This window comes from Pyrodictium occultum (assembly GCF_001462395.1).
In the GTDB taxonomy this organism is placed as follows: Archaea; Thermoproteota; Thermoprotei_A; order Sulfolobales; family Pyrodictiaceae; genus Pyrodictium; species Pyrodictium occultum.
Genome location: NZ_LNTB01000001.1, coordinates 1,070,041 through 1,084,201, shown reverse-complemented (window position 1 = coordinate 1,084,201; position 14,161 = coordinate 1,070,041). Strand labels below are relative to the sequence as shown.

General features: G+C 55.8%; 15 protein-coding genes. 6 read left to right on the top strand and 9 right to left on the bottom strand.

Annotated features, from left to right (window positions below; genetic code table 11):
• Positions 1 to 484 precede the first annotated feature (484 nt).
• A complete protein-coding gene (locus CF15_RS08915; RefSeq protein ID WP_168371303.1) occupies positions 485 to 1,699 on the top strand; it encodes a hypothetical protein in 1,215 nt (404 codons plus the stop codon).
• The gene (locus CF15_RS08910) at positions 1,672 to 3,336 is read left to right on the top strand and encodes a hypothetical protein (protein WP_168371302.1); all 1,665 of its coding nucleotides are present in this window, start codon (positions 1,672 to 1,674) and stop codon (positions 3,334 to 3,336) included. The genes CF15_RS08915 and CF15_RS08910 overlap by 28 nt, the downstream gene beginning before the upstream one ends.
• A gap of 107 nt (positions 3,337 to 3,443) precedes the next feature.
• Here the strand turns inward: CF15_RS08910 and CF15_RS08905 are convergent, their stop codons facing one another.
• The 5 genes from CF15_RS08905 to nucS form a co-directional block, all read right to left on the bottom strand.
• Positions 3,444 to 4,022, bottom strand: a complete 579-nt coding sequence (locus tag CF15_RS08905; RefSeq protein WP_168371301.1) for an integrase — start codon at positions 4,020 to 4,022, stop codon at positions 3,444 to 3,446.
• Positions 4,016 to 4,750 (bottom strand): polysaccharide deacetylase family protein, encoded by a 735-nt coding sequence (locus tag CF15_RS05680; RefSeq protein ID WP_058370922.1) that lies wholly within the window; start codon positions 4,748 to 4,750, stop codon positions 4,016 to 4,018. Before CF15_RS05680 ends, CF15_RS08905 begins: the two co-directional genes overlap by 7 nt.
• Positions 4,747 to 5,961 carry a glycosyltransferase family 4 protein gene (locus CF15_RS05675; RefSeq protein WP_058370921.1) on the bottom strand — a complete coding sequence of 405 codons (1,215 nt, stop codon included), beginning with the start codon at positions 5,959 to 5,961 and terminating at the stop codon, positions 4,747 to 4,749. Before CF15_RS05675 ends, CF15_RS05680 begins: the two co-directional genes overlap by 4 nt.
• Complete coding sequence (locus CF15_RS05670) at positions 5,901 to 6,797, bottom strand: lysylphosphatidylglycerol synthase transmembrane domain-containing protein (RefSeq protein ID WP_269082828.1); 897 nt, start codon at positions 6,795 to 6,797, stop codon at positions 5,901 to 5,903. The genes CF15_RS05675 and CF15_RS05670 overlap by 61 nt, the downstream gene beginning before the upstream one ends.
• Before the next feature lie 98 nt (positions 6,798 to 6,895).
• Positions 6,896 to 7,690: an endonuclease NucS gene (gene nucS / locus CF15_RS05665; RefSeq protein ID WP_058370919.1), complete on the bottom strand. Its 795-nt coding sequence runs from the start codon at positions 7,688 to 7,690 to the stop codon at positions 6,896 to 6,898.
• Positions 7,691 to 7,875: 185 nt separating this feature from the next.
• Between nucS and CF15_RS05660 the strand changes: the two genes are divergently transcribed.
• Together CF15_RS05660 and CF15_RS05655 are read left to right on the top strand one after the other, a co-directional pair.
• Entirely contained in the window at positions 7,876 to 9,012 is a 1,137-nt protein-coding gene (locus CF15_RS05660) for a hypothetical protein (RefSeq protein WP_058370918.1), read from the top strand.
• Positions 9,013 to 9,122: 110 nt separating this feature from the next.
• Positions 9,123 to 9,371, top strand: a complete 249-nt coding sequence (locus CF15_RS05655; RefSeq protein ID WP_058370917.1) for a winged helix-turn-helix transcriptional regulator — start codon at positions 9,123 to 9,125, stop codon at positions 9,369 to 9,371.
• 54 nt (positions 9,372 to 9,425) lie between these two features.
• On the opposite strand, the gene CF15_RS05650 is transcribed toward CF15_RS05655, so the two are convergent.
• Positions 9,426 to 9,662: a 30S ribosomal protein S25e gene (locus tag CF15_RS05650; protein WP_058370916.1), complete on the bottom strand. Its 237-nt coding sequence runs from the start codon at positions 9,660 to 9,662 to the stop codon at positions 9,426 to 9,428.
• A gap of 139 nt (positions 9,663 to 9,801) precedes the next feature.
• Between CF15_RS05650 and rqcH the strand changes: the two genes are divergently transcribed.
• Both rqcH and CF15_RS05640 read left to right on the top strand, forming a co-directional pair.
• On the top strand, positions 9,802 to 11,829 hold the full coding sequence (gene rqcH / locus CF15_RS05645) for a ribosome rescue protein RqcH (RefSeq protein WP_058370915.1): 2,028 nt from the start codon (positions 9,802 to 9,804) through the stop codon (positions 11,827 to 11,829).
• Complete coding sequence (locus CF15_RS05640) at positions 11,774 to 12,064, top strand: hypothetical protein (RefSeq protein ID WP_058370914.1); 291 nt, start codon at positions 11,774 to 11,776, stop codon at positions 12,062 to 12,064. The genes rqcH and CF15_RS05640 overlap by 56 nt, the downstream gene beginning before the upstream one ends.
• Here CF15_RS05640 and CF15_RS05635 read toward each other — a convergent pair.
• From CF15_RS05635 to ubp, 3 genes are all read right to left on the bottom strand, one after another.
• Positions 12,029 to 12,670 (bottom strand): SAM-dependent methyltransferase, encoded by a 642-nt coding sequence (locus CF15_RS05635; protein ID WP_058370913.1) that lies wholly within the window; start codon positions 12,668 to 12,670, stop codon positions 12,029 to 12,031. The genes CF15_RS05640 and CF15_RS05635 overlap by 36 nt on opposite strands.
• Positions 12,654 to 13,556 (bottom strand): MBL fold metallo-hydrolase, encoded by a 903-nt coding sequence (locus CF15_RS05630; protein ID WP_236698153.1) that lies wholly within the window; start codon positions 13,554 to 13,556, stop codon positions 12,654 to 12,656. Before CF15_RS05630 ends, CF15_RS05635 begins: the two co-directional genes overlap by 17 nt.
• Positions 13,557 to 13,735: 179 nt before the next feature.
• Positions 13,736 to 14,158 (bottom strand): UBP family nucleoid-associated protein, encoded by a 423-nt coding sequence (gene ubp, locus CF15_RS05625; RefSeq protein WP_070807829.1) that lies wholly within the window; start codon positions 14,156 to 14,158, stop codon positions 13,736 to 13,738.
• Positions 14,159 to 14,161 lie beyond the last annotated feature (3 nt).

Genomic DNA, 14,161 nt, shown 5'->3' with positions numbered 1-14,161 from the left:
GCTGCTGGCCGAGCTTCCTTACTTCCTTAAGTTCTTTTATTATTTCCCTTATTGTTCTTCCCTCACCTACAAGCTTTATTACTAGCTCTCTTTCTTCAGGGCTAAGTCTTCTCCTTAAAACCTTTTCTACTAGTATCTATCGATATTTTCGCGTATGCTTCAAAATCCATTATCAGCCTGTAGAGCAGGCCTCTTATCCAATGTAATTGGCATAGAAGACATACCTCAAAACCTACCTCTAAGCCCTTCTCCCTCCTATAACACCTTGTTTTATCAAAAGGATCTAAAACAACACGTACTCTCAGATTCCAAAGCCGGATACCACACCATATCTTAGTTCTTAAAACTAAAATATTTGGCATCAGCTAGTAATCTAGTAGAGGTTGAAATAAGCTAAGCTTAAGAGTTAATAGGTAAAGAAAAGCCTCTCTACTTCATTAAGCTTTTTTATAGATTAATGTCGTCTATTTAGAAGGGAGGAGTCATGCTCGACGAGAAGATAAAATATTATGAGGAAGACTCATGGAAACATTATTTTAACAACGACCTAGCCAACTTATATGCGAGTGTTGAAGGCTTTATAAATCTAAGGGAAGAAATTAAGGCTAACCTAGAAGGTAGGCCCATAAGTTCAATAATCAATGAAAAACCATTCTATAAAAGCGTATTTTTCGGTGGATTACAAGGGAAGGAGGACAAACCTTTCGTAGATAACGCACTTGCTAGATTCTATTGGGAGGTTCTTGGTATAGGAATAGATCGTGACGCGATATCAACGATTATAGCGAGGATGAAGGATGGGTTAACTCTCGAATCTGCTATCACAGATATCTCATGTAGTGTAGTGAGCACAAATATTGTATTAAGGTTATCAGAATTATATTCAAAACTCCAAGCTATTTTCAAGATGCTAAGAGGAGTTGTCGAGAAACCAGCTCCAAAGAGAATTGAGGTAAAGGATGAGAGCTTTGGACTAGAGGCTTTAAGGAGTATACTCAATGCTGGAAAAGCTATTCTACCTCTATATAACCCTATATCATTCTTCGTGAACTCTCTTTACTCAATACCCTACTTCTATGCTAAAGAAGCTTATCCAAAACTATTCGAGGAAAGCACTATTAACTTGCTCAAAAAATATGGTCTACAATTAGTAGATTTACTAGAACCAGATGTTCCTGATAATAAAATCAGGGAGGAAAGGAAAATTATAGGATGGGCTGACGGTAGCGTAGGTGTCTTAATTAGGGAGGTTATACTAGATGTGTACAGTTTATTCTCAATGGACGTAGTTTCATCCTTTTTCAACATTGAAAACGAATTCTATAAATACGTTAGGAGCTGTATAGATTTACTTAGAGGAAGCATAGTAAAAGATCTATTCTCAAATGTAATATCAAAAATTGAATCTGTTTCTTCTACGGAGAGCCTTGATGAAAAGGGGAGATGTCAATTACCTCCCAGGTCGGGTCTTACGTTCCGCTACTCGGTAGGATATGGAAAACATGATGGTTATCACGGAGTTATAAAGGGAGGGGAGGTAGGAATAGGATTTGGACATGACTTTGAACACAAGGAATACAAAATGAGTTATTCGGAGTTCATAGCTTTTCTTGCTCCTCAAATGCTCCTCGGCTTAGCCTATATTAGGCCAATTACGAAAAATAGATTTTCTTGGCTCTGCATAACAGGGTGGTTGTAGTGAGTAGATTAGAAGTTAAAGAAAAGAAAAGGGGGCAGAGGAAAGAAAGAGAATCTGAATTTACAATAGAAGTCATAATACCTCCTCTAGAAATTGCTGCAGAACATGGTTTAGAAGAAGAGGTAATCAAAAAAGTTAAGAGAGTTAAAGTGCCTTTATTAGTACCCTACTTCCACGTTGCTAAGAAGATTACTGAGAAAATTAGCGATAAAAGAATTCATTTAGAGTCTAAGTCCATTGTAATAAGGACTGTTGGTGTCCCCAAACTAGAATTTCAAAAGAAATCAGATATCACAATAAAACCTTATAAAGAGAATCCAATAATACCGGTGACGCAGATACATGAAATCATGAGACATCTTCTTAATAACATACCAGAAGTAGAGTTTAAAAGCGTTACTGATTGCAAAGTAGCTAAGACTATTACTATATTTACCAGAAAACTAGAAACATTATCAGATAAAATTCATGACCTAATCTTTGTCCCTAGAATAATTTTCCGTAGAATCGATACAATTACTGTGAAAAGATATCTAAAGGACTTATTATTTGAAAAGACTGCGGTATCAGCTGGTCTTACTATTCCTTCTGATGAAGTGGAGAAATTAGAATTCCTTGATCCGATACAAACTATATTTGGGTCGGGATTTAAGCTAAACATTAATAGGCCAGCAATAATTCTTGCAAGAAAGCCTAAAAACAAGAAATTCGAATACGTAGAGTTATTAAAGAGAATTCTAAGAGAAATTTATAGAATACATGGCAAAGGGTTGCCAAGACCAGCACACATGGAAGCTATAGATTTCGATGAAATTAAACTAGACATAAGAGCTGATAAACATGTTTGGGTCTTAGATTTAGACAAAGTAGATGTTGAGACAAGATATCTTAAGGATAGGCTTAAGGAACTTTATTCTCAAAACCTTGGTTTCCTAGTATTTTATGGTAGTGAGGAGAAGCTTAGTAAGGTTAAGGAGATTCTTAAGATCGATTCACCATTTCCAAAATACTATGAGGTTAATATAAAAGAGGATGATATTGTTTTTAAACTTGCTCAAGTCATGTGGGGTATAGTAAGAAAGGAGACTCCAGTATTATTCAATTTGGATGCGACTGTTGTAAGATTAGAAGATTTGTACTTTGATGAAATAGAAAGACTTGCAAGCAAAATAACCACAATAGTTTCCGTAGAACCTAGCAGTGAGGATGAGGAAAACATTGGTGGTGAATCTATCCTCCATTATGCACTAAAAGCTTTTGTTGTTGAATATCTTAAGAGGATAGGAGTTAGGGAAGAAAATATAAGAACCGAATATGAATTTGTTGATGGGAGATTAGATGTATACGTAAGAGATTCAGAATTAGGCGAATTAGCAGTAGAAATAGAGACCCTATATGGAACAGGTCTTCCAATGCTAAAGCTTAGGAGAAGAATAGAATCAAGGCTTAAGAAAGGCTTGAAGTTATGGATAATAATACCAAACCCCCAGTTAATGATATATTTTAAGGATATACTTGCTCTCAGAAACATCTACAGGAAGAGATATGGGGATAAGATAGAGTTTTTCGGAGTAGATTTTGGTTCAAGAAAAATTATACCAATCACTGAGCTTCTGGAAAACTTAATCAACAGTTAAGAAGACCTGGTGACTTCATCGTGACAGGTTATAGGAATGAGGGAGTGATGTAAGACCAATTCTTTCATTTCTTTATTTACTCACATTAGTAGTCGGTAAGACCTATTTTAACCAGATGCTTTAGGTATTCTGGGTATGCTTGATCTGCTTCTTCTAGTAGGTCTTCGTATCTTGCCTCGCTTACCCTTAGCTCCCCGAACCTTGATTGTATGAATTTTGCTACCTCCCTGTTCATAGCCTTGGTCATTAGTCTCCAAGCAATCTTCCTCATATAACTTTGGTAGGATTAAGCCGTGTTTCTCAGCATATTTTCTAGGCTGATGCCTGCTTATACTCCTAGGAGTAATCTGCTCTAATAATTCCAGGGTCTTATGGGAGAAGTATATCCGCTTACACTGCTTAGTTGATCCACGTACCCCCATGTAGTATCTACAATATCTACAGAAACCCCTGTCCCCAAAGCATACTAGTCTCTGGTATACTATGTCTACACCAGGTATCTCAATAATCTCACTAGGATTCCATTCCTTGATCATTCTTAGGACATGGGTATACCTAGCACCTGATTCAAGCATAACCCTGTAAACAGTGTAGTAGAACCCTATGGCTCTCCTCAAGTCCTCAAGGAATTCTAGTGCTCTCCCGAGGCGGTGCGGAGCCTCGTCGAGAGGAGGGCCGGCTAGCACTCCACATCGTGGCCGAGCATGCGTACAGCCTCGCACAGCGTCGCCAGCATGTAGCCCTCGCCGCGGAGGAAGCGTATGAGGCGCCGTAGAAGCTCGAGCGCCGGCTCCCCAGTGTTGAATCTACAGTCCAGCCTAACCGGCTCCCTTGACATATCCACGTACTCCCAGGGATGGGAGAAGTACACGCGCGGCGGGGCAAGCGCCCCATGCAGGGGGCGCTGGAGCCTCCAGGGGAGCCGGAGCACAGAGGAGGTTACCGACACCGGTACACGCACCAGCGGCCCGTGCTTCTCGACGCGCCGGGGGAAGGGCGGCTTATACCTAGCCGTGGAGGAGTCCACCCGGTAGCCGAGCTTGGCCAGTACCGGCAGCAGGTTCTCCGGCAGCTTCAGGTTGGGGGCCCGGAACACCTTCACCTCGCCGTAGCCGCGGAGGATGCTAGTGGACCTCTCGAGCACTCTCGCAGCCTCGCTGCGGGGCAGCCGGTCTAGCCTCTCATGGCGGTAGCCGTGGGAGCCCAGCTCGTGGCCCTCGTCCACAACCCTCCGGGCTAGCCGCGGGAACCTCCTAGCCATCTCTGCAGTGAAGAAGAATGTGGCCCGGACCCTCTCCTCGGCCAGCAGCTCGAGTATCCTCGGAAGCCCCTCCTCCACGCCACGGGCCGAGTCCAGGTAGGGCGGACAGTCCTGCTCCACATCGAAGCTTATCACCGCCACCCGGGGGGTCATCCCATGATCCACCGCCAGAGCCGGTAGAGCAGGTAGCGTTTATCGCTGCCAGCAGCGGCCTCCATAGTGGCCCGGTATATCTCCACTATGTTCCGGCCAACCTTCTCCCAGGAGAAGTGCTGCGCTATATGGAGAGGCGCCCTATGCTCCATCCTAGCCCTAAGATCCTCGTCGAGTGCTAGCAGGGCCGCCTTCTCAGCCGCCTCCTCGTCGCTATCCACGAGGAACCCCGTAGAGCCGTCCTCTATGACATCGCTTATGCCGCTCTCCCTGAAGCCTATGACCGGGACGCCGCACGCCATAGCCTCCAGGGCGGTTATGGAGAATGCCTCCAGCCTCGCCGGCACGACTAGGAGGTCGGAGGCCCAGTATATCTCGCGCAGCCTCTCCCTCTCAACAAAGCCTAGAATCATCACCCTAACTTCCCTCGAGTACCTCCTAGCCTCCTCGGCCACGAGGTCGGCGAGAGGCCCGTCGCCGACGATAACCAGGTTGATAGCTTGCCCGGTCTTCCTAGCCGCCTCAGCCACTATGCGTGGTACCACGTGGATCCTCTTCCTCCTAGTGAACCTGCCCACGGTGGCCACGGTAAACGACTCCTCCGGGATGCCGAGAGCCCGCCTAGCCCTGGCCCTCTCTTCGTCCTCTGCCGGCCTCCAGAAGGATGGATCAACAGCGTTAGGCACTATATAGAGCGGGTGCCCGTCTAGCCGCAGGAGCCTCCGCGAATCCTCTGCGACCTTCCGGCTCACGGCTATGAAGGCGTCCACCCGCCGGAGAAAATGCCGTATCACATAGACTAGGGGGAGGGTCGCGCGGCGCCAGAGGAAGAGAGAATGATTAGTCGCGACTACAGGCACTCCACGGATGCCGCGGGAGAGGTTAGCCATTGCCACGGCAAGGGGCGAGTATATGCTGTGTACATGGGTTATATCAAACCCCACCTTCTTGTATATATTGTTCGCCTCCATCAGCGCCCCAGGCCCGAGGCTGACGTGCGCTGACTTGATGTAGAATCTCCCTCTAAGCCTATGCACAGGGTAGGGGAACGAGTCACGGTAGGGCCCGAAGGCCCTATAGTCGTGGGTGAACACGTGAGGCTCGTGCCCCATCCTCTGCAGCGTAAGAGCAAGCTCATGTATATGGGTCTCTATGCCCCCAATCTTGGGGTAAAACCAGTCCGACGCCAGCGCGACTTTAAGAGGGTCCAAGCCCTCCCTGCCCCGCTGATTAGTGTGACCACAAGCCCCAGTACCGAGGCTATTACGTATGAGATCAGCCTCTCTATTATGGTTATAGCCAGGGCCTGCTTGGGCTCCGCACCTAGAGCTATGAATGTGGCCGCCAGCCCGCCTTCAACTATCCCGACCCCGCCAGGGGTTACGGCTACCAGGCCGATTATAAGGTATAGGAAGGATGCCGTGACAAAGTGCCCGAGCGGCGCCCTCCAGCCCACCGCCAGCGCTTCAAGGTAGAGCCTAAATATATCCATAACCCATACAGCAGCGCCGAGAGCGGCTGCCACCGTCAACAGCCGCCGGTCCCTCAGGAGCCTCTGCAAGGCTGCTTCGGAGCCGGGATCATAGCTGAAGCCCAGCCTCCCCGAGGCCATCTCGAGCAGCCTATCCCAGTACTTTACGCCGAGGCCTATCGCTGCAAGCATTAGGGCAACACCGATTATGAGCCCGCGAGCCCTGCCGCCGGAGAGCAGAACCTCCACGAGGGCTGCTACAGCTATAGCGACCACCGGCACGGCCTCGCTTATGCGCTCAAAGACGACACTGTTAAGCAGCTTGGCCGGCGCCGCCCCCGTCTTCACATAGGCGTATGCTATCCTCATGAGCTCGCCGCCGGCCCTAGCAGAGGGGGTTATGTTGTTCACCAGTATGCCGGCCAGGTACGCCTCAACCGCGTCTCGGAGCCTGAGCCGGACCCCAGCCCTGCGCAGCACTATAACCCAGCGTAGACCGTACACTGCTACGGACGCTATGTAGACCGCTAAGGCTAGGAGAATGTACAGCTTGTTAGCCGACTGCACGGTATGCAGCGTCTCGCTTAGCCACTCGGCTATCCTAGGGTTCAGGGCCTATCCACCATCGCCCGCCCTGCCAGCCGCTGGCAGGCTCCTGGGGCGTGGCACGCGCGCTAGGAGCGTTTTATAAAGTCGAGCAGCGAGGCTACCCGGCTTCTAGGCTTCTCCCTCTTGGCCTCCCGGTGCAGCTTGGCCACGTCTATCCGGCGGTACTCGAGACCTAGGCTCGAGAGCAGGCTCAGAGCCTCCTTGGTGGCGGCCGGAGCGGCTAGTATGCCCCTAACCTTGGCTCCCGGGTTGTTCTTGCGCAGGCCCTCCACGTAGCGGTGGAGCTGCTTGACTGCCTCCATCCCGGCTGTAACCCTCTTGACCTCTATGACCACGTAGCGTCCCTCCCGGTCTACTGCAACTATGTCGGCGTAGCCGCTCTCCAGGGGCCTCTCCCTACGTACTACCCGGAGACCCTCCTCTATCACCTCCGGGTGCCGCGCCAGGTAGTCCGCTATCTCGCCCTCGTCGAGATACTCTATGAACTCTGCCTCGTCGACGAGCCCGTGAATCGCTACTGCGAAGTAGAGCCTCGATATCCTTACTACTAGCACTTCCCGCGGCCTCTTCCTCACGCTCCGCAGTACTATGAAGCCGTTATGGGCCTCCACTGTTATCACATGGCTGTCCGGCTGCCAGTTCACTGGCGAGTAGCCTGTAGGCCTGTGGACCAGGACGGCGCCGTCGGGCTTCACTATTAGCAGCCGGTCCCCCTCGCCGAGCCTGCTGGCCCCGCGGCCCTCGTACTCGACACTACACCTCGCCACTGCGACGACTAGGTCGCGGCGCGCCACTGCCTCGTTGAGGAAGCGGTAGCCCTCTTCAAGTCCGGGGCTGGCCACGTGCCTCACGGGCGCCATGGAGCCACGCCCGCCTGGAGCGCTGGAGCTAGGGCATCCTCCATAACAGCCTGGACGTTATGCCGGCTATCTGTGCTCCGGGCCCCTCTGCCGCCTCCGGCCCCAAAGCCTAGTAAGGTGTTCTCATCCCAGCTAGAGGCTCTAGGGGCCTAGGCCCCCGGCAAGCCACGGGGTAAGGATAGGCTATGAGCCATGCTGTCCCCGCCGTGATAGATACCAGGCTCTATCCCTTCCTCGCAGACCCCGTAGCCGTCGCGCGGAGGAGGTTTGGCGTAGGCCCGCTAGAGGTGGCGCGGCTGAGGAGGGAGTACCTGGAGAGGGCCCAGTATAGACTAGAGAGGGCCATCCGCAGCGCCCGGGCCCCGGGGCCCTGGAGGAGCCTCGAGGAGGAGGTCCTCTCCTTCTACTATGCTGCCCTGGCCGCGAGCCTCTCCGGGAACCGCTGGCTAGTCTCAAGGCTCGCCCTTGCTGAGGCCAACCGGGCCTACAAGCTTCTCAGCGACGAGAAGGACGAGGCTGTGGCTCATCTCGGCCGTCTAGTGGGGCTGCGCAGCCTCTCATATGGGAACGGCTATAGAGAGCCCGTTGCGCTCGTGCGGGGGGTTCCTGTCTACAAGGTCTACCCGTACTCAATGAGCCTCCTGGAGTACCTGCATGCAGCTAAGAGGCTTGTAGGCGACGACGCCTGGAAGCCGATAAACCTCCCCGTTAAGAAGGGGCGAGTATATCTCGAGAAGCAGAGCGTGGTCCGCGTAGTAAAGGAGGCTGTCACGGAGTATGTTGAGAGGAGGATACTCGCCCTCGGCGAGGAGGCGGGGCCTGAGGCTGCGGAGGCTCTCTCCAGCCTCCTGGACCATGTGAAGGAGCTGCTCTCGGAGCGTCAGAGGCCAAGGACTCGTGGGGGCCGTGTAGAGCTCCCCCGGGGCGTCGTGGTCGAGGAGGCGTTCCCGCCGTGCATAGCTGACCTGGCTGCCAGGGCCCGTGGAGGCGAGCACTTGAGTCATCACGAGCGATTCGCGTTGGCCACCTTCCTCCTCAATATAGGGGCGGATGTGGACTATGTGGTGGGCTACTTCCGGAACATGCCTGACTTCAACGAGAGGATCACCAGGTACCAGGTGGAGCACCTGGCGGGGCTGCGCGGCTCCGGCAAGAAGTATAGGGTGTACAGCTGCGAGAAGATGAAGACGCTTGGCATATGTAAGGCAGACTGTGGCACCCGCAGCCCGGTCGCGGCCTACTATCAGCGGCTGCGCGCTCTGGCCAGGAAGGGTGGGCTAGGCGCCAGCCGGCCCGGACATGATATCCAGGGTAAGTCTTAAGCTGAAGGGTTTAAATCGGGGGTACTAAGCTACTGCAATCCTAGAACCGGGGTGTGGGAGCCCGGGTCCAGGCCTCCCGGGTCTCGGGGGCTCCCGGGGGGTGAGCCCCCATGCCCTCCAGGCACTCGGGGCTTGACGAGATAGACCTTGCCATACTACGCGCGCTCAAGGAGATAGGAGGCCCCGCCAGGCCCAAGGAGATAGCTGAGAGGGCTGGCCTCGACGCGCGTAGAGTGGCGGCCAAGATGAGGAAGCTCGTGAGGCTAGGCCTGGTGGAGAGGACCGGTGAAGGCCTCTACAGCATAACGGAGGAGGGTGCCAGGCAGGCGGAAGCCGAGGCCCCCGAGATGAGCGCTTGAATAACCAAAGAACGCCTTATTGCGGGTGCCTTTTTTTGAAGCGCTGCCTAGACCCTACTTGCCCTCCTTGACTATGTATATCGGAGCCCTTCTGTTGGGAGCGTAGAGCTCCACTATGCCCTCCTTCTCGAGCCTCCTCAGCACCTGCTTGGCCAGGCTGACGGTCATGTCGTACTTCTCCGACAGCATGTAGGGGGTTACATACTTCTCCCTCCTAATCTCCCTGCTTATCCTCTTGTAGAGGCTCTCGGGGATGAAGGCGGTGTACTCGTGGCCACTGCGCTCCGACACTGCGCTCCCCCCGGGGGAGGGCAGGGCTCCTGGGCTCCAGGGTATAAGTGCTAACACCCTCCCACTGATGGGCCCTTGGGGGAGGCGCTATAGCCGCTCCGCCGTCTCCGCACAGAGGCCCGAGGGAAGGGGGAAGGCTTTGATCAAGCGCAAGAGGTCTATGACGAGCTTCGATGTGGCGGCTGTCGTGAGGGAGATGGCGGGTCTCCGGGGCCTGAGGCTTAACAACATCTACTATGTAGACGGTCTGGTGCTGCTTAGGCTGAAGGGGGCAGGCAGGGATGCAAGGATAGCGGTGGTGCCGGGTGAGCGTGTACACATAACATCGTTCGATATAACCGGTAAGGGGATGCCGCCACCCTTCATAATGGGTGTGAGGAAGTACATCCGTGGCGCAGGCCTGGTGGATGTGAAGCAGCAGGGGTTCGACAGGATAGTAGAGATGGTCTTCGATGCCGCGGGGCGCAGGTACCGGCTTATAGCGGAGGTGCTCCCCCGAGGCGTGGCGGTGCTGACCGACGAGGAGGGTACGATACTGCAGCTCGACGAGCAGAGGGTGATGAAGGATCGTGTGCTGAGGCGCGGCGCCCGCTACGCGCCCCCACCCGGCTCCAGCATCCATCCCCTCGACCTCGCCGAGGAACATGTGGCGAAGGCGATAAAGGCGGGCGGTGAGGCGGCCCGCAGCCTCGCCAGAAGCCTCGGCTACCCGGGCGAGGTCGTTGAGGAGGCTCTTGCAAGGCTTGGAGTAGAGCCCGGTGATAGTGTTGAGGCTCTCCGGGGTCGCGAGGGCGAGGTGGTGGAGACGCTCCGCAGTATATACCGTGAGAGCCTGGAGCCCGGCGCCTACCTGCTCTACACGCCGGAGGGAGAGCCCCTAACGGTGGTTCCCTTCGAGCCCCGCGGCCTCGCAGAGAGATACGGGTTTAGGATTGCCTCCAGGCATAGCATTAGTGAGGCCCTCGACCAGTACTTCGTGGAGGAGCTGAAGAGGGCTGAAGAGGCGGAAGCCATCAGGGAGATAGAGGCTGAGCGCCGCCGCCTCCTAGCCTCCCTGGAGCGGGCTAGGAGGAACCTGGAGGATCTTGAGGAGAAGCTGAAGAGCCTCGAGTCTAAGGCGCAGCTCCTAGCGGAGCACATGGCGGAGGCCTATGAGGCCCTCGAGTGCGCCAGGAGAATGCGGAAGAGCAGCGGCTGGGAGTACATAGTCGGCAACTGCCCCCACGTGGTGGATGTACAGCCCTCCCGCGGCATCATCGTTGTCCAGATTTCGGGGGAGCCGGTGGAGCTGGATATACGCTCCGACCCGAGCAGGATGGTTGTAGAGCTCTACAAGCGGGCGGGCGAGATACGCTCTAAGATTGAGAGGGGGCGCCGCGCGGTTGCCGAGGTTGAGCAGAGGCTGGCCGAGCTCGAGAATAAGGCGGCTATGAGGGCCAGGAGGGCCCGCGCGGTTGTGCGGAGGCGTGAATGGTACGAGCGCTACCACTGGCTCATTACGAGCAGCGGCCTCCTCGCCATAGGCGGGAGGGATGCGAGCCAGAACGAGTCGGTGGTCAAGAGGTACCTGAACGAGAAGAGGATATTCATGCACGCCAATATACATGGGGCGCCCGCGGTGGTGGTGTTTGCTGAGGGCCGCGAGCCGCCGGAGAGGGATCTCCGCGAGGCAGCGCTCCTCACAGCAGCCTACTCCAAGGCATGGAAGGCCGGCATGGGCTCGATCGACGTCTACTGGGTGTGGGGGAGCCAGGTCTCCAAATCCCCTCCGCCCGGCGAGTACCTGGCCCGCGGAGCCTTCATGGTGTATGGGAAGAGAAACTACGTGCGCAACGTGGAGCTAAGGCTGGCGCTCGGCATCGGCCTCGAGAACGAGGCCCCCGTGGTCATAGTGGGGCCTCCAGAGCTGGTTAAAAGGCGCAGCATAGTCTACGCCGTGCTTGTGCCGGGGGACGAGGACCCCTCTAAACTCGCCCAGCGGCTCCGAAGGCTGCTTGCGAACAAGGCGGAGGAGGAGCAGCGGCCGGCGGTGGAGGCGGTGAGCCACGAGGAGATAAGAGAGAGGGTGCCCGGCCGCTCCCGAGTAGTCTACGTGGACAGGGGCGAGGCCGTTGAGCCGCCGCGGCCCCTTAGAGAGCTACGTGGAGAAGAGGATACAGAAGTTTAAGCTATCCCTGGCCAAGATCCTGCTAGGCTTTGCCGCCGGGCTATTGGCCGCTGTGCTCCCAAGCGGGTGCCTAGCCAGCCTCGCCCTCTATACGGCTCTGCTCCTAGCTGTCAGCGGCTACGCCGAGAGGAGACTCCGGCTGCTCGAAGGCCTGGAACCCTACACCACCGGGCTGGTGAGCGGGCTAGCCGCCTACCTGCTAGGAGTCTTCTTCGCCTCCGCCCTCGCGTCCTAGGCCCCGGAGCATCTCCCGCGCCTCCTCGTAGCCCAGGCCGCTGGCCAGAAGCTCCTCTAGCCCAGGGGCGAAGAGCGGCCTCCCACCGACTAGGGGGTAGGCGAAGGGTAGCTCGACCTCTACCGTCAGCAGGCCGTCCAGCTCCACCTCCAGCCGGGGCCGGCGGACTAGAGGCACGCTGGAGGGGTGCACGCCCTCTAGCGCCTTGAGGGCAAGGTAGACGGCGCCGTCTATGCTGAGCTGGTCCCCGCCGAGGCTCCTAGCGGCCATGCCGCGCGCCCGCCGGGTCAGCATCTCCCAGGTGCGCCGCCTGGGCGGGTGGTCGCCTAGTATGCCGCCCACAACTATCGCCTCGGCTTCAGCGGCCTCCTCTGGGCTGAGCATGGCCTCCGCGGAGGGGTCCAGGATTATCACGCGGCCCCGCTCCCTGTAGAGGACGCCCTCCAGCTCTACCACGCTCTCCCGGTAGCATGGCGCTATCCTGCTCAGCCTGCCGCAGTACTCTCTACCGTTGGTGAAGACCAGGCGGCTCCTAGCCAAGCTACGGCTATGCTGGTACTCGAGGAGCAGCCAGCGCGATAGGTGGTCCTCAAGATGCTCTATCACTATCAGCGGCTTCGGGGCTCCGCCTCCAGAGATCCCTGCGGAGGGCCTCGAAGGGCTCATACTCCACACCCATGAACTCGGCGGCCGAGAGCACTCTCCCGCCCCGGGACCGTATATCCTCAAGGTAGCTCGGGTACTCGAGGTCGCGGGCGAAATGGTGGTCCGCCACTACAGCCTCGCGGGCTGCACGAGCCAGCTCCTCTAGGTGTCTAAGCCCCTGCGCCACGCTCTCCTCATCCACCTTGTAGCCCTCGAAGTAGGTTGGCGGCCCGCTTATGAAAACAAGCTCCGGGCTCCAGCGCTGCAGGATCTCCATCGCCCGCGCCGATATGGGGCCCTGCACATCCGAGCCATGGACGAAGCGGTAGCCGCAACACTCTACGAGCACCATCACCACGTAGCCCAGCTTGGTTCCGTCGGGCCCGTGGGGGACGGGAGGAGAACCCCTTATCTCAAGCCCCTGGTCCACCCTGTACGTGCTGCCGTCAAGGTATATGACCTGCCTCGCAAGCTCGGCTACCCTGTTGCCCTTGAGGAGGCGGTGTGCCCGTATACGCTGGCTAACATTAATGCTCCTCGTTGGATGCTTGACCAGGAGCACCTTGCCCCGGTAAAGCTCAGCTTCCTCGCCGCGGTAGAGGTAGTGGTCGTAGTGGTAATGTGTTATCACCACTATATCCGTGTCCTCCAGCTCCTTGTATATCCTCTCCTTGATCTCCTCGAGCCTCCTTATCTCCAGGGGATGCGGCGGCAGCCCATAGCGGCGGGGCGCGTAGCTCACACCAGGGTCTATGAATATCTTGACGCCGCCGGCCTCAACCACGGTGGCCATGGAGCGGGAGCCGAAGCTGTCGGCCCCTATAATCCTGACCCGCAGCTCCGGCAAGGTGCGCTACACCACTCGCCTAGAGCGGCCCTGGAGGCCGGAAGGGTATTCGGTGGCGGCCGCCACTCCCCAGGCTCCTCACCGGGGCCCCAGGGGAGCCTCGGCTGAGGGGAAGGCTCCACACCCGCGCTCAGAGCCCAGCCTGGGCCGCCTATCTTGGTAGCGCTGGCCCTGGAGGGCTACTCCGGCTCCTCCACGGCCTCGTAGCCCTCGAAAACCCAGCGGTACTTCTCATAGACCCGCCTGTCAAGAATAATATCGCGCCCCTCCACAGTGAACCGGAGCCCCGCCACGGGATGCTCCGGGGGGTCGGGATAGCCCTCCAGCTCTCTAGGCTTCTCCCTGCCGACATAGATCCACTTTACACGCGAGGTGCTGCCCGACTTGCCCTGATAGAGAACGCGCCACCAGTACCTGCCGATGTAGTAGTAGGTCCTCTTGCCCTCCGGCGTGTTCTTGGTCACTATATGCATGGGCTTGAGGTAGAAACCGGTACCGCGTATAAGGCTGTTGTAGCGGTAGATACGCCGCCTATACTCCTCGAGCAGCCTCTCCACGGCCTCTAGGCCGTTAATCACCCTTACGCGTCTCCGCCGCGGCATGGC

Coding starts and splice junctions, on each gene's coding strand:
- CF15_RS08915 (WP_168371303.1), top strand. CDS start 485: ATGCTCGACGAGAAGATAAAATATTATGAGGAAGACTCATGGAAACAT.
- CF15_RS05680 (WP_058370922.1), bottom strand. CDS start 4,750: ATGACCCCCCGGGTGGCGGTGATAAGCTTCGATGTGGAGCAGGACTGT.
- nucS (WP_058370919.1), bottom strand. CDS start 7,690: ATGGCGCCCGTGAGGCACGTGGCCAGCCCCGGACTTGAAGAGGGCTAC.
- CF15_RS05660 (WP_058370918.1), top strand. CDS start 7,876: ATGAGCCATGCTGTCCCCGCCGTGATAGATACCAGGCTCTATCCCTTC.
- CF15_RS05655 (WP_058370917.1), top strand. CDS start 9,123: ATGCCCTCCAGGCACTCGGGGCTTGACGAGATAGACCTTGCCATACTA.
- ubp (WP_070807829.1), bottom strand. CDS start 14,158: ATGCCGCGGCGGAGACGCGTAAGGGTGATTAACGGCCTAGAGGCCGTG.